15 protein-coding genes are annotated in these 20,599 nt (G+C 34.0%); 10 read left to right on the top strand and 5 right to left on the bottom strand.

Translation table 11 applies throughout. The features are described 5' to 3' along the window. Positions 1-284: 284 nt before the first annotated feature. The 5 genes from ASG22_RS18525 to ASG22_RS18505 all read left to right on the top strand — a co-directional run bounded on the left by ASG22_RS18525 (position 285) and on the right by ASG22_RS18505 (position 7,428). The gene (locus ASG22_RS18525) at positions 285-1,727 is read left to right on the top strand and encodes an alpha-L-fucosidase (protein WP_055987840.1); all 1,443 of its coding nucleotides are present in this window, start codon (positions 285-287) and stop codon (positions 1,725-1,727) included. Further along, entirely contained in the window at positions 1,727-4,384 is a 2,658-nt protein-coding gene (locus tag ASG22_RS18520; RefSeq protein ID WP_055987838.1) for a glycoside hydrolase family 3 N-terminal domain-containing protein, read from the top strand. The genes ASG22_RS18525 and ASG22_RS18520 overlap by 1 nt, the downstream gene beginning before the upstream one ends. Before the next feature lie 104 nt (positions 4,385-4,488). Next, entirely contained in the window at positions 4,489-4,752 is a 264-nt protein-coding gene (locus tag ASG22_RS18515; protein WP_055987836.1) for a hypothetical protein, read from the top strand. Between the two features lie 162 nt (positions 4,753-4,914). Continuing rightward, positions 4,915-6,303 carry a dihydrolipoyl dehydrogenase gene (gene lpdA / locus ASG22_RS18510; RefSeq protein WP_055987835.1) on the top strand — a complete coding sequence of 463 codons (1,389 nt, stop codon included), beginning with the start codon at positions 4,915-4,917 and terminating at the stop codon, positions 6,301-6,303. A 324-nt stretch (positions 6,304-6,627) separates the two neighbouring features. Next, complete coding sequence (locus ASG22_RS18505) at positions 6,628-7,428, top strand: patatin-like phospholipase family protein (protein WP_055987833.1); 801 nt, start codon at positions 6,628-6,630, stop codon at positions 7,426-7,428. A gap of 36 nt (positions 7,429-7,464) precedes the next feature. On the opposite strand, the gene ASG22_RS18500 is transcribed toward ASG22_RS18505, so the two are convergent. Then, positions 7,465-7,896 (bottom strand): hypothetical protein, encoded by a 432-nt coding sequence (locus tag ASG22_RS18500; protein WP_131726213.1) that lies wholly within the window; start codon positions 7,894-7,896, stop codon positions 7,465-7,467. 456 nt (positions 7,897-8,352) lie between these two features. On the opposite strand from ASG22_RS18500, the gene ASG22_RS18490 reads away from it, so the two are divergent. Further along, the gene (locus ASG22_RS18490; RefSeq protein WP_055987826.1) at positions 8,353-10,290 is read left to right on the top strand and encodes an SPFH domain-containing protein; all 1,938 of its coding nucleotides are present in this window, start codon (positions 8,353-8,355) and stop codon (positions 10,288-10,290) included. Positions 10,291-10,395: 105 nt separating this feature from the next. Here ASG22_RS18490 and ASG22_RS18485 read toward each other — a convergent pair whose 3' ends face one another. Then, complete coding sequence (locus ASG22_RS18485; RefSeq protein WP_055987824.1) at positions 10,396-11,091, bottom strand: ABC transporter ATP-binding protein; 696 nt, start codon at positions 11,089-11,091, stop codon at positions 10,396-10,398. Positions 11,092-11,171: 80 nt separating this feature from the next. Beyond that, positions 11,172-11,729, bottom strand: a complete 558-nt coding sequence (locus ASG22_RS18480; protein WP_055987822.1) for a hypothetical protein — start codon at positions 11,727-11,729, stop codon at positions 11,172-11,174. Between the two features lie 654 nt (positions 11,730-12,383). Between ASG22_RS18480 and ASG22_RS18475 the strand changes: the two genes are divergently transcribed. Next, positions 12,384-13,112 (top strand): hypothetical protein, encoded by a 729-nt coding sequence (locus ASG22_RS18475; protein ID WP_055987820.1) that lies wholly within the window; start codon positions 12,384-12,386, stop codon positions 13,110-13,112. A gap of 14 nt (positions 13,113-13,126) precedes the next feature. On the opposite strand, the gene ASG22_RS18470 is transcribed toward ASG22_RS18475, so the two are convergent. Both ASG22_RS18470 and ASG22_RS18465 read right to left on the bottom strand, forming a co-directional pair. Then, positions 13,127-14,443 carry a sensor histidine kinase gene (locus ASG22_RS18470; protein ID WP_055987817.1) on the bottom strand — a complete coding sequence of 439 codons (1,317 nt, stop codon included), beginning with the start codon at positions 14,441-14,443 and terminating at the stop codon, positions 13,127-13,129. 3 nt (positions 14,444-14,446) lie between these two features. Then, entirely contained in the window at positions 14,447-15,790 is a 1,344-nt protein-coding gene (locus ASG22_RS18465; protein WP_055987909.1) for a sigma-54-dependent transcriptional regulator, read from the bottom strand. A gap of 233 nt (positions 15,791-16,023) precedes the next feature. Here ASG22_RS18465 and ASG22_RS18460 point away from each other — a divergent pair, with 233 nt between their 5' ends. The 3 genes from ASG22_RS18460 (at position 16,024) to ASG22_RS18450 (ending at position 20,593) form a co-directional block, all read left to right on the top strand. Next, positions 16,024-17,265, top strand: a complete 1,242-nt coding sequence (locus tag ASG22_RS18460; protein ID WP_055987815.1) for an efflux RND transporter periplasmic adaptor subunit — start codon at positions 16,024-16,026, stop codon at positions 17,263-17,265. A 61-nt stretch (positions 17,266-17,326) separates the two neighbouring features. Continuing rightward, the gene (locus ASG22_RS18455; RefSeq protein WP_055987813.1) at positions 17,327-18,049 is read left to right on the top strand and encodes an ABC transporter ATP-binding protein; all 723 of its coding nucleotides are present in this window, start codon (positions 17,327-17,329) and stop codon (positions 18,047-18,049) included. Between the two features lie 126 nt (positions 18,050-18,175). Then, on the top strand, positions 18,176-20,593 hold the full coding sequence (locus tag ASG22_RS18450; protein ID WP_055987811.1) for an ABC transporter permease: 2,418 nt from the start codon (positions 18,176-18,178) through the stop codon (positions 20,591-20,593). Positions 20,594-20,599: the final 6 nt, after the last annotated feature.

Genomic DNA, 20,599 nt, shown 5'->3' with positions numbered 1-20,599 from the left:
TTAAAAAATAAATTATGGTTGCTGTAATCTTTTATCACCTGAGTAAAAACAGGTTGCTTAGACTAAAACAGAAACCTATGAGAGTTAAAACAGGCTGTTTAGATTAAAACAGAAATCCATGAGAGTCAAAACAGGTTGTTTAGACTAAAACAGAAACCTGTGAAAGTTAAAACAATGTGTTTAGATTAAAACATAAAACTGTTTTATTAATTTCAGGTTAAAAACTTTACGTTTTGTGTAGAAAATTTCCTGTTAAAGTTTAATTTAGCAAAAACTAAACGTCGATGTTAATCAGATCAAAAACTAAAACCTTTTTTCTTTCATCATTACTTATATCATCCACATTTTTTTCTCAGGCTCACAATGTTTCCGATGGCTATCAGAAACCTACAGATCCGCTTGTTGTTCAGAATCTTGAAAATTGGCAGGACTTAAAATTCGGACTGTTCATGCATTGGGGAACATACAGCCAGTGGGGAATTGTTGAAAGCTGGAGCCTTTGTCCGGAAGACGAATCGTGGACGCAGAGACAACCCGAACACGGAAAAGCGTACTACGAATACATAAAAAACTACGAAAATCTACAGACGACTTTCAATCCGACTCAATTTAATCCGCAAAAATGGGCAGACGCGACGAAGAAGGCAGGAATGAAATATGTGGTTTTTACAACAAAACATCACGATGGTTTTGCAATGTTCAATACCCAACAGTCTGACTACAAAATCACTTCTCCAAAAACTCCTTTTTCCAAAAATCCCAAAGCGGATGTAACGAAAGAGATTTTCAATACTTTTAGAAAAAAAGGATTTAAAATCGGAGCTTATTTTTCAAAACCCGATTGGCATTCAGATGATTATTGGTGGTCATATTTTCCACCAAAAGACAGAAATGTGAATTATGATCCTAAAAAATATCCTGAAAGATGGAACAGTTTTAAGAATTTTACTTTTAATCAGTTAAACGAGATCACTTCAAACTACGGTAAAATTGATATTCTTTGGTTAGACGGAGGCTGGGTTCGTCCATTTCACACAATCGACCCCAATGTTGAATGGCAGAGAACCATTAAAGTCGAACAGGATATTGATATGGATAAAATCGGGACGATGGCTCGAAAAAATCAACCCGGAATTATTGTTGTGGACCGTACTGTTCCCGGAAAATGGGAAAATTATGTAACGCCCGAACAGGCCGTTCCGGAAAAAGCACTTTCGATCCCTTGGGAGAGCTGTATTACGATGGGCGATTCATTTTCATATGTCCCGAATGATAATTATAAATCGTCTCAAAAAATTATTGAAACGTTGGTGAAAATCATTTCCAGAGGCGGAAATTACCTGATGAATATTGCGCCCGGACCCAACGGCGATTACGATGCGATTGTTTATGAAAGATTAAATGAAATTTCCGGTTGGATGGAGCACAATCAGTCTGCAGTTTTTGCAACAAGAACCGTTGCACCTTTCCACGACGGAAATTTTTATTATACCCAAAGCAAAGACGGTAAAATGGTGAATATTTTTCACTTGGATGAAAAAATAAATTATCAGTCTCCATCGTCTTTAAGCTTTGCAATTCCAGAAAATTTTAAGCCAAAATCGGTGAAGGTTTTAGGATTGACTAATAAAATTAAATGGAAAAAATCAGGTAATTCAATTGAAATTAATTTACCAAAAGAAAGAAATCAATTAAAATATTCAACGGTAATTCAAATTACACAATAATGAAGTTTAGATTAAAATTGATTGGAATTTCATTGTTGAGTTCTGTTTTCATTGCTGCACAAAAACCCTTATACAAAGACTCAAAACAACCAATAGAGGTAAGAGTTCAGGATTTATTGAAACGTATGACACCCGAAGAAAAATTCTGGCAGTGCTTCATGATTCCCGGAGATTTGGACAACGTTCCGAAAGGTCAGTATTCCCACGGAATTTTTGGTTTACAAGTAAGCGCAGGAAATCAGGGAGGTGGAGTTGCAGGGCAAATATTAAAATACAATGCAAATGAAGATGCAGAAAGATTAGCAAAAAAAATTAATGCGATTCAAAAATACTTCGTGGAAGAATCCCGATTGGGAATTCCAATTATCCCTTTTGATGAGGCTTTACATGGATTAATGCGTGAAGGTGCGACGGCATTTCCACAGGCGATTGGTTTGTCAGCAACTTTCAATCCTGATTTGATGAAGGAGGTTTCGGCAGCAATTGCCAAAGAATCGAAATTGAGAGGAATCCGTCAGATTTTGACTCCAGTAGTGAATTTAGCAAGCGATGTTCGATGGGGCAGAACGGAGGAAACGTATGGCGAAGATCCGTTTTTGACTTCTGTGATGGGTGTAAATTTTGTCAGTTCGTTTGAAAATCGGGGAATTATTACAACGCCAAAACATTTTTTAGCAAATGTAGGCGAAGGTGGAAGAGATTCTTATCCGATTCATTGGAGCAAAAGATATTTGGAAGAAACGCATTTGATTCCTTTTCAGAAAGCTTTTAATCAGGGAAAAAGCCGATCAGTGATGACGTCTTATAATTTGTTGGATGGAAGACCATCAACGGCAAATCATTGGCTATTGACCGAAAAATTAAAAAATGAATGGAACTTCAAAGGTTTTGTGATCAGTGATGCAAGTGCAGTTGGCGGGGCAAATGTTCTCCATTTTACAGCAAAAGATTACGACGATGCTTCTGCACAAGCTATAAATTCCGGACTTGATGTGATTTTCCAGACAGAATATCAACATTATAAATTATTTATTCCTCCGTTTTTGGATGGAAGAATTTCCAAGGAAAGAATCGATGATGCGGTTGCGAGAGTGTTGAGAGCGAAATTTGAACTGGGTTTGTTTGAAAATCCTTACGTTTCCAATAAAGATATGGAGGAATTAAAGAAAATTAATCATAAATCTTTAGCGGAAAAAGCTGCGTCTGAATCTTTTGTCTTGCTTCAAAATAATAATCAAACGTTGCCGATTTCGGAAAATTACAAAAAGATTTTAGTTGTAGGAACCGATGCCGTTAATGCCAGATCAGGCGGTTATTCCGGACCGGGAAATAAGAAAGTAAGTATTTTGGATGGAATTAAAAATTTTGTTAAAAATAAAAATATTGAAGTAAATTATTCAAAAGGAATTGACTGGAATTTGAAAAGTTTTGTAACGGTTCCAACTGAGTTTTTATCTTCTGAAAATCAAAAAGGGCTGAAAGGAAAATATTTTTCCAATTCAGATTTAAAAGGAAATCCTGCGTTTGAAAAACAAGACGAACAATTGAATTTTAAATGGACATTATATTCTCCAAATCCCGAAAAATTGCAACCCGATAATTACAGCATTCACTGGACAGGAAAATTAGAAGCTCCAAATTCAGGAAAATATCAATTAGGTTTAAGAGGAAATGATGGTTTCAGATTATATTTAAATGGAAAATTAGTCGTTGATCAATGGGAAAAACTAAGTTATTCAACCAAAACTGTTGAAATAGATTTTATTAAAGGTCAAAAATATAATTTGGCTGTAGAATTTCACGAAAACAGAGGCGAAGCAAATATCGAACTCATCTGGAATTATGGTTTAAATGATTACCAAAAAGATTTTAATGATGCTTTAAAACTAGCTCAAAACGCAGATTACATCGTCGTTACAGCCGGAATTCATGAAGGTGAATTTCAGGACCGTTCTTCGTTGAGTCTTCCCGGAAATCAGGAAAAATTTATTCAGGAAATTTCAAAATTAAATAAACCGACGACAGTTGTTTTGATAGGTGGTTCTGCGATAAAAACGACCAACTGGAAAGACAAAGTCGGAGCGATTCTGGATGTCTGGTATCCTGGAGAAGAAGGTGGGAATGCCGTTGCCAAAGTCCTTTTCGGAGCAGAAAATCCTTCAGGAAAATTGCCGATTACGTTTCCGATCGAGGAAGGTCAGTTGCCTTTAGTCTACAATCATCATCCGACAGGACGTGGCAATGATTATTATGATTTAAGTGGCGAACCGTTGTATCCATTCGGATTTGGGTTGAGTTACACGACCTTTGAAATTTCTGATTTACAATTGAATCAACCAAAATATTCTGAAAATGATCTAATTATTGCTAAAGTTACTGTGAAAAATATAGGTTCAAAAGCAGGAAGTGAAGTTATTCAGTTATATGTAAAAGATTTGCTGGCTTCAGTTTCAAGACCAATTATTGAATTGAAAGGGTTGAAAAAAGCAGAGTTAAAACCAGGAGAATCAAAACAGATTGTGATTGAAGTTCCTGTGAAAGAATTACAGTTTTTAGATGAAAAAATGAATTGGATTGTTGAAAAAGGGACTTACAGAATTATGGTCGGAAATTCCTCTAAAAACCTCCCGTTGAAGCAGAATATTGAGGTTGAATAATTTAATAAAAAATGTGGTACGATATATGTAATGTTTACTTTGAAACCGAATGAATTTAAGTGATTTTAAAATATTGATTAAAATTATTCAAAAAAGTAAACGTCATGAAAAAGTTATTTATAACAACCGTTTTATTATTAGGGTTATCATTTAATGCTTATAGCCAAAAACGTCCGCCTGCACCACCGCATCCTTCAAAAGCACAGTTGGCAAACAGTAAGGCAAGCGAATTGGATAGACGATACAGAAACGAAAAAAAAATGATTATGAACCATCCGATTGCTACAAGAAAGATGAAACAAGAACAGCTAAGAGCTTTGAATTTACGATATCAGAATGAAAAGAAACTGCTGAGAGCTGCCAGATAGCCAAAAGTTACCAAGATAAAATATATAAAAGAGAATGCTTCGGTGTTCTCTTTTTTGTTGTCATTCGATTTGAAATTACAACAGGAAAGCATTCTAAGAACTGTTTTCAGAAACACAAAAATCCAATATTTTTCCTTAAATTCGCATAAAAATTTTAAGCTAATGAATTACGATATTATTGTCATCGGAAGTGGTCCTGGTGGATATGTTACAGCAATCAGAGCGGCACAATTGGGTTTTAAAACTGCAATTATAGAAAAAGAAAGTCTTGGTGGAATCTGCCTTAACTGGGGATGTATTCCTACGAAAGCTTTGTTGAAGTCGGCTCAGGTTTTCCATTATATTAATCACGCTGAAGATTATGGTTTAAATAAAGTAGAAGGTAGCTTTGAATTTCCAAATGTAATTCAGAGAAGCCGTGGTGTTGCCAACAAAATGAGCAAAGGGATTGAGTTCTTGATGAAAAAGAACAAAATCGATGTTATTTTAGGAACTGCAAAAGTACAGAAAGGTAAAAAAGTTTCTGTTACAGATAAAGAAGGTAAAGTAACTGAGTATACAGGAACTCACATTATTATCGCTACAGGAGCTCGTTCTAGAGAATTACCGAACTTGCCTCAAGACGGTAAAAAAGTAATTGGATACAGACAGGCATTATCTCTTCCTGAGCAGCCGAAATCTATGATTGTTGTAGGTTCTGGAGCTATCGGGGTAGAATTTGCTGATTTCTATAACACAATGGGCACAAAAGTAACTGTTGTTGAATTTATGCCAAACATCGTTCCTGTAGAAGATGAGGATGTTTCTAAGCACTTAGAAAAATCGCTTAAAAAATCAGGAATTGAAATTATGGTAAATGCTTCTGTAGAAAGTGTTGACACAAGCGGAGAAGGCGTAAAAGCTACTGTAAAAACTGCTAAAGGAAATATCGTTCTTGAAGCTGATATTTTATTATCTGCTGTTGGAATTGCTGCAAATATCGAGAACATCGGTCTTGAAGAAGTGGGAATCCAGACAGATAAAGGCAGAGTATTGGTAAACGAATGGTACGAAACTTCAGTTCCGGGATATTATGCGATCGGAGATTTGATCCCGACGCAGGCGTTGGCACACGTTGCTTCTGCTGAAGGGATTACTTGTGTTGAGAAAATCAAAGGTCTTCACGTTGAGAAAATCGACTATGGCAATATTCCTGGATGTACATACTGTCACCCTGAAGTTGCTTCTGTTGGTCTTACGGAAAAGCAGGCTAAAGAAAAAGGGTACGAGATCAAAGTTGGGAAATTCCCTCTTTCTGCAAGCGGAAAAGCGACTGCAAACGGAAATACAGACGGTTTCGTTAAAGTTATTTTCGATGCTAAATATGGTGAATGGCTAGGTTGCCACATGATCGGAGAAGGGGTTACAGATATGGTTGCTGAAGCCGTAGTTGCCAGAAAATTGGAAACGACAGGTCACGAAATCATTAAGTCAATTCACCCGCACCCGACGGTTTCTGAAGCTATTATGGAAGCTGCTGCAGCTGCTTACGGAGAAGTTATTCATATTTAATTTCAAATATTAATAAATATTATATGTAAAGCTCAGATTTTATCTGAGCTTTTTTAATAAATAACTATAAAAAAATACAATTCTATGCGCTGTATTTAGCTCATTATTTTTACTTTTCCAAGAGGAATTTCAATACGGAGATAATCCTTTTCCGGCAAAATATGTTTTGAAAATCTCAAGAGATGCGGTCTCAAACCATGCTATTGGAAGCTACGCATTTAAAAAGAATCATTTTACAGTAGATCTGCCATTGAGTAATTAAATTTTAAATATTTTTTAATAAAATTAGTACCATATTTATACTTGTTTTCTTATTTTTAATAAATGAATTTTGAGAAAATAGGATTGGTTTTATCGGGTGGTGGAACTAAAGGTATTGCACATGCAGGAGTTTTAAAATTTCTGAAAGAACAGAATATCGAGGTAGATGTCTTATCGTGTTGCAGCGCAGGCTCCATTGTCGGTTGCCTTCATGCTATCGGTAAAACTCCTGAAGAAATTCTTGAATTCTTCAACTCTATTTATTTTTTCAACTGGAAACATTTTACCTTTAATCAGGCGGGGTTGGTTTCTTCGTTAATCTTCAGGAATTATCTTAATCCTATTTTCGGAGATATGAAATTGGGAGATTTGGATAAAGAAGTAAAGATTGTTGCCACCGAACTGGTAAACGGAACCGAAAAAATATTCGATGAAAATTTTAAGGTGGTGGATGCTGTAATTGCATCATGTTCAATCCCTGGGATTACCACTCCTTACATTATTAGCGACGAAATGTACTGCGATGGCGGAGTATTAAATAATTTTCCGGCAGATATTATCAGAGAGGAATGCGATAAACTAATTGGGGTTTTTGTTTCGCCCCCTCATGATATTAAAATCCATGATCTGAAGTCTATTAAAGCCATCGTTTCACGTTCTTATGATCTTCTGTCATACAGGATTGAGAAAGTTAAATTCGAGTATTGCGACTGGTTTATTTCATCTCAAAAATTTTCGAGTTTCGGAACTTTTGAGCGGAGAAAAGATCGTTTGGAAGAAATTTTCAATATTGGATACGAAACTGCCAAAGAAAGTTTTGCCGAAAGTAATTTTTACACAGAATTAAAACAGGCAGGAACATAAAAACAAAACTCTCACTTCAGAAGCGAGAGTTTTTATTTAATTTTTTACAACCTGTGCGTCTTCTCTCACAACCGTATTTCCGTTTGTATCGATCACGACTAATGTGTACGGAGCTTTTTTGGAGGAAGCGGTTAGATAATTTCTCCAAACCTGATAAATAGTTCCGTTATTGTTGAATTCAAAATAATAATTACCTCCCGATCCATCAGGAATATATTCTCCATTGCTGATAATCATACTTGGTTTGGCTGTAATCTTTGTGTTGGCACCCCAAGATTGATAAAGATAGTTTCCATTAGGCTGTTTATCAATTCGTACTTTAAATTTCTTAGTCTTGATAATAACCGATTTTGGAACTCTTTCTTTTTGATAGTTTACTTTTGAAATTGGAGTTTCACTAATAGTATTCGCTTGAATTAATGAAAACTGAGCTATACAAATCGCTGCGAATAAAACTTTTTTAATCATTTTTTTCATGTTTATTGTTGGTGTTTAATCTTATCAAATTTAAAGCCAATTTATAATCTTTTTTTTTCAATTTATACAATTTTCAGAATGTAAAAAAGAAGTGTTTTCGAGTAATAAATTACCTGTTTTAAAAATAATTATATTGATTTGCAGTTGATTATATCAATTGTTGAAAAATATTTTAATTTTTTGAAACAACTGAATATTTTTCTTGCGTACATTTGTACTACGAAAGGATCTCTTTCCTTTATCATTGAAATGAAACTAATTAATTTTAAGTTTTTTCTATTAAAAGTATCCGAAATCATATTCACGATTTTTAATACTTCTCCTCCTGCAGTTGCTTAATTTTTTCGAAAGAATTATCAAATAATTCGTACTCTGTTTTTGCATATTCTGAAAAATAGAGCACAATCGCTGTTTTCAAATTTAATCAAACATAAAAACAAACGAACTATGGAATTAGGTTTTCATGGCTGGATGATTCCGGCTGTAATTGCACTTGTGTGCGCAATTTTTTATAAATTCATTTTAAGAATTTTCTTTGGGTTAATTATTGTTCCGCAGGACAAAATAGGACTAGTCACCAAAAAGTTTGTGTTGGTTGGTAAGCAGGAACTTCCGGAAGGAAGAATTATCGCAACCAACGGAGAGGCAGGATTTCAGGCTCAGACATTAGCCCCGGGAGTGTATTTTGCAAAATGGATATGGCAATATTCTATTGATTTTCAAGCTTTCATCGTAATTCCTACAGGAAAAATAGGATTGTTACTCGCAAAAGACGGTATGGAACTGGAAACCGGACGAATTCTCGGTAGAAAAGTAGACTGTGATTCTTTTCAGGATGCTGAAGCTTTTTTAAGAAATGGCGGAAGAAAAGGTCGACAAACAGCAATTATTGCTCCAGGTTCTTACAGAATAAATACTTTATTATTTGAAATTGAATTAACGGATATGACGCAAATTCCTGATAATGCAGTAGGAATCATCACAACAATGGAAGGAAGTCCTTTGGAAGAAGGTCAGATTGCGGGCAAAATCATTCAAAATCATAATAAATTTCAGGATGTTGATACTTTTTTAAACAGTGGAGGTTACAAAGGTCTTCAGGAGCAGGTAATTTTGGCGGGATCGTATTTCCTTAATCCTTGGTTTACAAAAGTTGAAATGGTGAAAATGACGGAAATCCCGATTGGTCATGTAGGGGTAATTATCAGTTATGTTGGCGAAGATGGCAAAGATTTAAGCGGAGTTGATTTTAAGCATGGTAATATCGTCGAAAAAAGTCATAAAGGAGTTTGGGCAGAACCGATTGGTCCCGGAAAATATCCGATTAATCCTTATATTATGAAGGTTGAGCTTGTTCCGACGACCAATTTAGTCTTAAATTGGGCTTACGAAAGAAGCGAATCTCACCAACTAGACAAAAACCTTTCAACAATTACGGTGAGAAGTAAAGATGGTTTCCCTTTTAATCTTGATGTTTCTCAGATCATTCATATTCCGACTTACGAAGCACCAAAAGTGATTGCACGTTTCGGAAATATGATTAATCTTGTAAGTCAGGTTTTGGAACCAACTATTAGGAATTACTTCAGAAACTCTGCGCAAGACAGTGATGTCATTGCCTTTTTAGGAACACGTAAAGAAAGACAACAATCTGCAAAAGATCATATCAGCAGCGTTTTGGAGCAGTATAATGTAAATGCAGTTGATACTTTGATTGGGGCAATAGTTCCTCCGGAAAGCTTAATGAAAACTTTAACGGACAGAAAGCTGGCAGAAGAGCAGAAAATTACTTACGAAACAGAAATGCTGGCTCAGGAAACACGTCAGGCTTTGGAAAAAGAAACGGCGGTTGCCGATATGCAGAAAGAAATTGTAAAAGCAGATCAGGGAGTTTGGATTGCCGAAAGAATAGCCGATGCCTCTGTGAAAAAAGCAACCGGAGATGCTAATTCTGTAAGATTACAGGCAAATGCCGAAGGAGACAGACTGAAACTTTTGGCAACCGGTGAAGCCGAAAAAACAAGACTTCTTGCTAAAGCCGAATCCGAAAAAATTGAATTGCTGGCAAAAGCAAACGCAGAACAAATTTCATTGACAGGTAATGCTGAAGCAGAAAAAATTCTGGCAATTGGTAAATCGAATGCCGAATCATACAAATTATCTGTAGAGGCAATGGGAGGAAATAATTTTACTCAGTTAAAAATCATGGAAAATATTGCCAGTCAGAATGTGAGAATTATGCCTGAAGTTTTGATCGGAGGGAGCGGAGATTCTGCAAACAGCGGAATCAGCGGATTGTTGGGACTTCAGCTTTTGGACCAGATACAAAAGAAAACTGTAGAAAAAGTTTCTATCATTGAAGAAAAAACAGATAACAATTCTTAATTTTGGCTTCATTATAAAAAATATGAACTTTTCATGTTGACTGCACCAATCGGATATATAATTAAATAAAAATCGCCCGAAATTTTTTCGGGCGATTTTTTATTTTTAAGCAGTATAACTTGCAAAAGCTTCTTCCAAGCTTTCAAACTTACCTTTAAATTCATCAATAGGACAATCCTGAAGAATATTCCCTTTATGAATAAGAATCACACGCGAACAAAGCGCTTCTACTTCCTGCATAATATGTGTGGAAAGTAAAACGGTTTTTTCCTGTCCGATTTCCTTGATAACGTTTCTGATTTCGATGATTTGATTCGGATCAAGACCGTTCGTCGGTTCATCTAAAATCAACAAATCCGGTTGATGGATAATGGCCTGAGCCAACCCAATTCTTTGCTTATATCCTTTAGAAAGCTGTCCGATTTTTTTTGATTTTTCAGGGGTAATTCCAACCAATTCTATCACCTCATCTATTCTTGACTGTGGAATTTTATGAATATTAGCAACAAACTGAAGATATTCTTTTACAAACATTTCCAGATACAAAGGATTGTTTTCAGGAAGAAAACCTATATTTTTTTTACTTTCAATTTCGTGTTCTGTAATATTTTTGTCATTAAAAATAATTTCGCCTTCATCAATTTTTAAAGCTCCAACGATAGATTTCATCAGCGTAGATTTTCCCGCACCGTTGGGTCCGAGAAGTCCGATGATTTCGTTTTTGTTAATGGTGATATTAATATCGTTAAGAGCAGTTTGTTCACCAAATTTTTTGGATAAATGATTTATTTGAAGAGACATAATGTATAATGATCTTTTTGCAAAAATAAAATAAAAAACTCATTCGTGAGAATGAGTTGAGTGAATATATAAAAATATACTTATTTTCTGGGTTTTTTGTTCTTACTGTTTCCATGTGATGAAGCAGCAGCACTGTTTACCTGTTGTTTCGGCTGATTATTATTCATTGCACCGGGCTTTTCGTAAGATGCGGCTTTTCCGTTTTCTTTTCCGAAAATTTTATCAACCTGTTTCTTATTCAGAAACTGTGATTTTCCTACATATTTCTTATTCTTATTGATATATTGAATAAACTGCATTGTAGGTTGTCCGAAGTTTTTTTCGTAATGAAGTTCAATAATATCATTGGGAAGTTCCAAAACAATATTCGCTTCGGGAGGAGTAACAAAACCGCCGACAATCAGATTATAAAGATCAGAAACATCTCCATCTAAATTCTGAAAAGAAAAAGAACGGAATGTATTCAGGTTTGCGGTATTTAGATCCTGATAATTGATCGTAAATTTATCGTCCTTCTTGTATAAACCTACAGAATTATCTTTACCAATTTCCACTAGAGTTTCATTTTTCAATACTTTGATCTGTGAAAAAACCGAAATACCGAACATGCATGTAAGTAGTAGAATTATTTTTCTCATGTGGTGATTTTTAATGTTTTATAATTTGGTCTATCTAAATTAACAATAAAAACGTTAAAAAAACAATTTTTTATTTCTTTGCACAAAAGTAGCAATTTTTTTTAATATCCATCGGCGTTTAGCGTATGATAAGAATTGTCACTTAATGATGAATTTTAATATAAATGTATGAATATTAATTATTTATATAAAATGCAATACAATATTGTGCATATCAATGCAAAGCAAAGCACGGTTATGAAACATTATAATTACTTAAAAATCAATTGCTAATCAAAGAAAATAGGATAAAATTGTGTTGTAGTTTAAAATAAATGTTAATTTTTTCTTACCGATTATTATTTTACCGTTTAGATAACCTGAATTAATGAATTAATGACTAATGAACGTTTCTTTGTTGTGCCGCAGAAAATGCTGTAAAGGGAATAGGTTAAGATTTTTTTCATTGCTTGTATTTTAAAAATTATTGGCTACAAATGTACTTAAAAAAATAAATTATTTCACATTTGAATAAAGAAAAAGAAGATTGTACTGTTAAAGTAAAATAGTGTAATAAGTTTTCTGTAGAATTATAACATTTAAGACATCAAAGAATTTTTATATTTGAAAATAAAAATTAGTGGTAATCTAAAACATAAAATTGAAAATTAAATCATGAGAAAAATATTGTTTTATAAAGTTTTTTTACTTCCTTTTATCTTGTTAGCCTGCAAAGAGAAAAAGATTGCTGCAAAAAATGAAATTGCTCACGATTCGCTTGTTGCAGGAAGTGTAAAAATAGATACAGTTCAAAAAAAACAGCGAATCCATCAGGATATTTTTGAATTTGATTCTTACAATGATGATGGAGATTACATGATATTGAATGCGAATAAAAACAAAGATTTGTATGGTTTTATTAATGATAAAAATGAAGATAGAAGCCTTTTAAAAGGCGATCAGATACAAATTAACTGGAAAAATGATACCATTTATATTGCGGGAGACGGAGAAACGCCGGAAATTGCAAAATGGATTATTTCAGTAAAGAAAATCAAAGACGGAAAAGTATCAAAATTTAGAAAAGAGTATAAAAAAGAACTCAAATATCATTGGGACGGAGAAAGTTTTTCGGGAGATTATCTGGATAAATTATACCTGTTAGCAGAATATTATATTGCAAATTCGAGAAATCCGTTGATTCAGCAAGCTATCAAAAACAAAGAACAAATCGAATATTCTATTGAAGAGCGAACTAAAGATAACCGTGCTTACATTGTGTTAGGCGTTGGTCGTGAGTTTGAACATCGTTTTACCATCATACAATGGATTTATATTGATGTTGAAAATCATAAAATCTACCAATATGATTTAGGAAATGAAAAACTTACAGAGTTTAGATAAAAAAGGAGTTGTTGTTAACTCAAAAACCAAATTTCAAAGCGGCTTCCCTGTTCCAAAGATTTATAATTAACGTAACCTTTATGTGCTTCAATAATACTTTTGCTGAGTGTTAAACCAATTCCGGAACCGCCGCTTCTTGTCGTGAAAAATGGCAGGAAAATCTTATCCTGAATTTCCTTTTGAATTCCGATTCCATTGTCCTCAATGCTTAGAACAATACGTTTGTTAAATGTTTTAATTTCAGTTTTAATTGTTTTTTCCAGAGTGTCTGAAACAGCAAAAATTGCATTCAGGTAAAGATTAATCAGACAGCGCTCAATCATTTTTTCATCGGCAGAAATCATGTGATTTTCCAATGAATTAATAATTATGATTTGATTTTTTTCAAATTCAGGTTTAAGGAAATCGAGCGCAGATTCTACAATATCAGTTAGCGAAATATTCTTGAAAGCAGGTTTTGGCAACTCTGCAACCTGTCGGTAATCATCAACAAAATTCAGTAATTGCTTCGATTTTGAATTGATAATCATTAGACTTTCTTTCATATCCTGTTGATCTTCTTTCTCAATAATTTCCTGATTGGCAATATATTCCAGATTTTGAATTAAACTATTTACCGGTGTTAATGTGTTCAGAAGTTCATGAGAAATTACCTTCATCAGATTATTCCATGCGAGTTTTTCTTTTTGCTCGATAATTTTCTGAACAGATTCAAGACTGATGATACAGAACCGATTTTTTACATTCTGAACTTTTTTAGTCCTTAAAGAAAACGATTGTTTGGTATTTTCATTAATTGAAATATCAAAAAACTCCTGAGAATTCTCGTAATTGGTTTGTTGGATGATCTTGTAAAAGCCTGGCGATTTATTTTCGTAAAGCTCCCAGGAATTATATTTTGGAATTTGCAGAATTTCCAAGAAAACAGGATTTACATAAAAAACTTCCCAGTGATTGTCCTTTTCAGATAAAATCATCAATCCGATTTCCAGTTGATTCAAAATTTCTTCATACAAAAGTTTATAAGAAGATAAAGAAAGATGTTCTTCTTTGCTTTGATAATAAAGTTTTACTGCACTGTTGACTAAACTGTTTTCTTCGGTTTTCGGAAATAATGAAAAATCTTTTTTCTGAATCGCCAAAAGCAGTTTTTCTGTTTTCTGAACATAAGACAAAGCAGAATTTTTTGCTAAAACAATGAAAATGAGACTCATCAATGCAAATAGGAAAAAATTAATCCATTTATTCTGTGAGTAAAAATCAAACGCAAAAATTCCGCTGAAAATCGCCAGAATAATAAAGATTAACCAGAATATTTGTTGTTTTTTCATTTTTTACAGATCAAATTTCTCCATTCTTCTGTACAAAGCTGCTCTTGATAATCCTAAATCTTCTGCAGCGAGCGAAATATTTCCACGATGTTTTTTCAATGCCTTTTTTATCAGAATTTCTTCCATTTCTTCGATGTTCAGATTTACAATTGTATTTTCCATTTCTTCGTCCTGAGGCATCAGCAATTTAAGGTTTTTCTCATGAGAAAGAATCACACTTCTTTCTATGCAATGATCAAGCTCACGGATATTTCCCGGCCACGAATAATTTGTTAATTCTGAAATTAAAATGTCATTCAAAGCCAAATCAGGCTTGTGATATTTCTGCCTGTATTTTTCTAAAAAATAATGGGCTAAATTTGAAATATCTTCAATCCGTTCTCGTAAACTTGGAATCTGTAATTCAACCGTATTGATTCTGTAATACAAATCTTTTCTAAAGCGGTTTTCTGCAACGGCTTTTTTAAGATTTTCGTTGGTTGCAAAAATAAATCTCACATCCAATAATCGTTCTTTACTTTCTCCGATTCTTGATAATTTTCTGTTCTGAATTAAACTTAATAACTTGGTTTGAAGATGAAGTGGCAGATTTCCAATTTCATCAAGGAAAACCGTTCCATTTTCTGCATTTTCTATTTTTCCTGCATAATCCTGATGAGCATCGGTAAACGCTCCTTTTTTATATCCGAATAATTCTGCTTCAAAAAGATTCTCAGAAAGACTTCCCAAATCTATATGCACAAAAGGTTGGTTTTTTCTTTCCGACAACTCGTGAATATGTTCTGCCAAAACATATTTTCCCGTTCCGTTTTCTCCCAAAAGTAATACATTAGCATCGGTCGCGGCAACTTTTTCAATTTGATCCATTATTTCCCGCATCGCAGGAGATTTTGTTCCTAACTGATATTGATTGGTTTTGATGCTTACATTTTCCCATTGATTTAATTTTTTGTTTTTTCGGGAAATATCGACTGCAAGATTTACAGAAGCGTAAAGTTTTTCGTTATTCCAAGGTTTCAGAATAAAATCGGAAGCACCGTTTTTCAATGCCTCAACTGCCAATTCTACTTCACCGTAAGCGGTCATCAGAATAATTGGAAGCTGAGGTTCCAGCGTTTTGATCTCTTTCATCCAATACAATCCGTCTTGTCCGTTTTCAAAACCTTTTCGGAAATTCATGTCCAAAATAACGGCATCAACTTGCTTTTCCGATAAAAATTTCAGAATATTTTTGGGCTGACTGAGACAGCTGACTTCCGTAAAAAACTTTTTGAGCCAGACTCTTGCCGAAAATAAAATATCTTCGTCATCATCAACAATTAAAATATGAGCTTCTTTTTTTCGCATTTCTTTTATTTGGTTGTCAAGTGACAATTTTAGTTGATAGTTATATTTCAAAGCAACAAACATTCGACAACCCTCAACTAAATTTGTTCGTTTTCGTACAAAAAGTGTCCGATAATGAACAGTTTTAAAATTAATAAATTAAAATCGAATCACATTTTCAGAGAGTTACAGGATTATAAAACTGCGGCATTTATATTGTGTAATTATCTGTAAGTAAAATGGTTATCTAAAATATGGATACGAAAATAGTAAAAAAGAAATCTAAATTAAAATTTATAGCAATCATCTTGGTTTCTGCGGCGGCAGTTTCGGTGTTCGGATGGTATTTTTTCAATCAGAAAAAAACGTATAATGTAAAATTGGAAGATATTACAATAGATGAAGTTACAAAAGGTAAATTTGAAGATATGCTGATGGTAACAGCACAAACACAATCTCTTAATTCCTCTTTGGTGAATGTTTTGGAGGGCGGTGCAGTAAAGGAAGTTTTTGCCGAAGACGGGGAAATGGTAACGAAGGGGCAACCCATCGCACAGGTTTACAATCCGAATACGGAATTCAATTATCTGAATCAGGAAACGGGAATTATGCAGCAAGTCAGCCAGATGAGAAGTTCGCTTCTGGAGCTTAAAAACCAGGAATTTAATCAGGATAAAGAAGTACTGCAAGCTCAAAATGAGTATAACACTGCTTTACAAACTTTTAATCTTCAGAAAAGACTATACGATGCAGAAATCGGAAAGAAAACTGATTATGATATTGCATTTCAAAATCTGAATTATCAGAAACAAAGAAAGCAAATTGTTGAAAATGGATCCAAAAATGAAAGAACTTCAAGAAGTGCTCAGTTTGCAGCCATTAACAATTCTATTAATCAGATGGAAAAAAGTTTGAATATTCTTCGTACCAACAAAAATAATTTTCTTATTATGTCGCCTGCTTCCGGTAGATTGTCTTCATTCAATATCTCGTTGGGGCAGAACCTTACAACGGGAGAAAGTATTGGCAAAATCGACTTGATGGGCGGTTACAAACTGGTGGCAAAAGTGGACGAATATTATATCAATAAATTAACGAACGGTATCAAAGGAAGCCTGGAAAACAACGGAAAAGAATATCAGGTGATGATTACAAAAATTCTTCCTGAAGTGAAAGACGGACAGTTTTCTGTTGAACTTAATTTTATTGATGCGAAAATAGAAAGTCTAAAAATAGGGATGACCTTTGGAGTGAAACTGAAATTATCTGAGGACAAACAGGAAACGATGATTCCGAAAGGGAATTTTTATAAAGACACCAACGGAAAATGGATTTTCGTAGTGAAAGGCAATAAAGCCGAAAAAAGAAACATCAGTCTGGGAAGAGAAAATCCTTTGTATTATGAAGTGGTTTCCGGGCTGAAACAAGGAGAATCGGTGATTACTTCAGATTATTCCGAAATTAAAAAGTATGAAATTTTAGATATTAAAAAATAAATACTCACATATGAAAACTCTAATTTAAATTTAAAAACAATATACTCTAAACAACATTACAATGATAAATATTCAAAATCTTTCCAAAATATATAAAACTGAAGACGTTCAGACCAATGCACTTAATAATGTAAGCTTGCATATTAAAGAAGGAGAATTCGTAGTGATAATGGGACCTTCGGGCTGCGGAAAATCTACTTTTCTTAATATTCTCGGATTGTTAGACAGTGCTTCTTCAGGTTCTTATCAATTTGAATCTACTGAAACGATAGGAATTTCTGAGAAGAAAAAATCAGACATCAGAAAGAAAAATATTGGTTTTATTTTCCAGAATTTTAACCTGATTGATGAATTAACAGTGTATGAAAATATTGAATTGCCTTTAATTTACAATGGAATCTCTTCTTCCGAAAGAAAAAAACGAGTGGAGGAAATTATGGAGAAAATCAATATTTCTCACAGAGCAAAGCATTATCCACAGCAGCTTTCGGGGGGGCAGCAGCAAAGAGCAGCGGTTGCAAGGGCATTAGTTACAAAACCAAAACTGATTCTTGCTGATGAACCGACAGGAAATCTAGACAGTTCCAATGGAAATGAAGTAATGAATCTTCTGGCTGAACTTCACAGGGAAGGTTCTACGATTGCGATGGTTACGCACTCTTCATACGATGCGGGTTATGCTTCTAGAATTGTGAATATGAAAGATGGTGAGATTTTCTCGGAACAACATGCTGAACAAAGAAAAGATGTTTTCGAAAAAGCAGATGTCAAAAACTTTGAGTAAAAACCTGGTTGATTGTTGTCGGTTGCCAGTTGATAGAGAATCAACTGTAGAATCATTATTCTAAGCCTTCCGATTTAAAAAACTATCAATCATTAATTAACAACTATCAAACAAGAACCATTAACTATGCTCAATAATTGGCTCAAAATCGCTTTCATTAATTATAAAAAAAACTGGCTTTCCACTATCATTAATCTATTTGGATTGACGATTGGACTGACCGGATTTATGCTCATCCTGATGCATTGGAATGACGAAGAATCCTACGAAAAATGGAATCCGAAAAAAGATAATATTTATTATTTCCAGACGTATAATAAAAAAGACAATGTTTACGGAGCCGCTATTTCTATTCCGTTTGCAGATCGTGCCTTAAAATTGATTCCTGAAGTTCAGGATTATGTTTTAATCAACGGTTCGGGACTGGGTTATAAAATGACGACAAAGAAAAAGACAGTCTTTCAACAGGATGGAATGACTGTATCTGAAAACTTTTTCAATTTATTTCCTTTTCAATTAGTTTCCGGAAGTTATAAAAATGCACTGAAAGGGGGAAATACGATTGCAATCTCGACAAAGGCAGCTAAGAATTTATTTGGCAGAACCGATGTAGCAGGAGAAAATATAAAATTTGATAATAATAATTTTGTAGTAACGGCGGTGTACGAATTGCCAAAAGAAAACAGCCAGATGAAGCCTGAGTTTATCATTTTACCTTATGAACAAATTAAAAATGATAAAGAAATGTGGGGAAACTTCAATTATGCATGTTTCTTTTTGCTGAAATCCGGGACAGATCAAAAAGTTTTACAACAAAAGTTTTATAAAGATATTTTTGAATACAGAGCAAAAATTAATGCTAAGCCTTCTGGTGTTACCGTTGAAAAATATCTGGAATTATACGGTCCGGCAGGAAGTTTATTTACGCCGCTTGACAAAATAAAACTGCACGCAGAATCTACATGGTTCGGTAAACCGGACTTTAAATCAATAATCATTTTGTTTACACTTTCAGTATTGATTGTGATTTTATCAGCCATCAATTTTATTAATTTAAAAACGGCTCAGGCTTCTCAGCGTGCTAAAGAAATCGGCGTGAGAAAAGCAATTGGAAGTACTAAATATAATTTAATTGTTCAGTTTTTATTGGAAACATTTCTGATTTGTTTCATCTCTTACATCTTATCGTTGGCATTAACTGAAATTCTTTTGCCGGACTTCAACAAGTTTTACAATAAGGAAATTGTGATGAGCGACTGGCATATTTACTTTTATTCATTCCTGATGGTTGTGGTGGTAACATTGGTTTCGGGATTAATTCCGGCAACTTATCTCGCCAATTTCAAAGCAATCGAAACTTTGAAAGGTAATTTCGCAAGAAGCAGACACGGCATTTGGCTTCGAAACGGAATTTTGACCTTACAATTGATTATTTCTTCATTCTTTATTATCGGTGGATTGATTATCAATCAACAGGTTAAATATATGATGAACAAAGATTTAGGTTTCAATGGAAATCAGATTTATCAAATTGACTTTGGTGATTATGGCAATACAAAACCATGGTTAAAATATGAAAGACTGAAAACCGAAATGGCAAAAATTCCCGGAGTTGAAAGTATTTCGTTTTCCGAAGCGCCACCCGGAACAGGCAATCAGAGCAGTTCCAATATGGATTATATGGATACGAGTATTCAGGGGCGCCACGGTTCTATGGATTATAATTATCTTCAATTTATGGGTGTTAAACTCCATAAAGGACGTTGGTTGAATCCGAAATTATCCTCAGATACTATTGATAATGCATTGGTTAATGAAGCGTTTGTGAGAAAGTTTGGCTGGACGGATGATCAGGCAATGAAAAGAGAAATCAGACCCGGATTTGATGATAAACCATACCATATTGTTGGAATTGTAAAGGATTTCAACATCAGAAGTCTGAAAAGTGAAGTTGAACCCATGATATTTTTTCATTATAAAGAGACAAGCTGGAAAAGATTTGGGGTAAGAAATATTCAATTAAAATTAAAAGCAGATGACATCGACGGAACTGTCAAAAGGCTTAAAAATTACTGGATGAACAAAGTAGAACCGGGTTATCCTCTCAATTCTTATTTCATAGATAAACAATTTGCAAAAACATTTGAAACGTATCAGAAGCAGCAGACTCTTTTCACGATTCTGAATGCAATGGTTTTAATCGTAGCATTGTTAGGATTATTCGCTTTGTCATCCTTAATGATTGAACAAAAGCTGAAAGACGTTGCTATAAGAAAAACGCTCGGCGCATCTGATGGAACATTGATTTTCGGTTTGACGAAACAATTTCTTTGGATCACTTTAATTGCTGTATTAATCAGTATTCCGATTAGTTATTATCTGATGAATGAATGGCTGAAGGATTTTGCTTACCGAATCGATATGCCGGTTTTCCCATTCGTTTTGAGTTTGATTTTATTATTGATTTTAACGTTCGTTGTTGTAAGCATTAAAGCCTACCAGGCAACAAAAGTGAATCTGGTAAAATATCTGAAATATGAGTAAATTTTA

Origin of the sequence: Chryseobacterium sp. Leaf405 (assembly GCF_001425355.1) — a bacterium.
Lineage (GTDB): Bacteria > Bacteroidota > Bacteroidia > Flavobacteriales > Weeksellaceae > Chryseobacterium.
This window is presented reverse-complemented; position numbering and strand designations above follow the sequence as displayed.

Bases quoted from the DNA above. Each gene is read 5' to 3' on its own strand.
- ASG22_RS18525 (WP_055987840.1), top strand. From the start codon at position 285: ATGTTAATCAGATCAAAAACTAAAACCTTTTTTCTTTCATCATTACTT.
- ASG22_RS18520 (WP_055987838.1), top strand. From the start codon at position 1,727: ATGAAGTTTAGATTAAAATTGATTGGAATTTCATTGTTGAGTTCTGTT.
- ASG22_RS18515 (WP_055987836.1), top strand. From the start codon at position 4,489: ATGAAAAAGTTATTTATAACAACCGTTTTATTATTAGGGTTATCATTT.
- lpdA (WP_055987835.1), top strand. From the start codon at position 4,915: ATGAATTACGATATTATTGTCATCGGAAGTGGTCCTGGTGGATATGTT.
- ASG22_RS18505 (WP_055987833.1), top strand. From the start codon at position 6,628: ATGAATTTTGAGAAAATAGGATTGGTTTTATCGGGTGGTGGAACTAAA.
- ASG22_RS18500 (WP_131726213.1), bottom strand. From the start codon at position 7,896: ATGATTAAAAAAGTTTTATTCGCAGCGATTTGTATAGCTCAGTTTTCA.
- ASG22_RS18490 (WP_055987826.1), top strand. From the start codon at position 8,353: ATGGAATTAGGTTTTCATGGCTGGATGATTCCGGCTGTAATTGCACTT.
- ASG22_RS18485 (WP_055987824.1), bottom strand. From the start codon at position 11,091: ATGTCTCTTCAAATAAATCATTTATCCAAAAAATTTGGTGAACAAACT.
- ASG22_RS18480 (WP_055987822.1), bottom strand. From the start codon at position 11,729: ATGAGAAAAATAATTCTACTACTTACATGCATGTTCGGTATTTCGGTT.
- ASG22_RS18475 (WP_055987820.1), top strand. From the start codon at position 12,384: ATGAGAAAAATATTGTTTTATAAAGTTTTTTTACTTCCTTTTATCTTG.
- ASG22_RS18470 (WP_055987817.1), bottom strand. From the start codon at position 14,443: ATGAAAAAACAACAAATATTCTGGTTAATCTTTATTATTCTGGCGATT.
- ASG22_RS18465 (WP_055987909.1), bottom strand. From the start codon at position 15,790: ATGCGAAAAAAAGAAGCTCATATTTTAATTGTTGATGATGACGAAGAT.
- ASG22_RS18460 (WP_055987815.1), top strand. From the start codon at position 16,024: ATGGATACGAAAATAGTAAAAAAGAAATCTAAATTAAAATTTATAGCA.
- ASG22_RS18455 (WP_055987813.1), top strand. From the start codon at position 17,327: ATGATAAATATTCAAAATCTTTCCAAAATATATAAAACTGAAGACGTT.
- ASG22_RS18450 (WP_055987811.1), top strand. From the start codon at position 18,176: ATGCTCAATAATTGGCTCAAAATCGCTTTCATTAATTATAAAAAAAAC.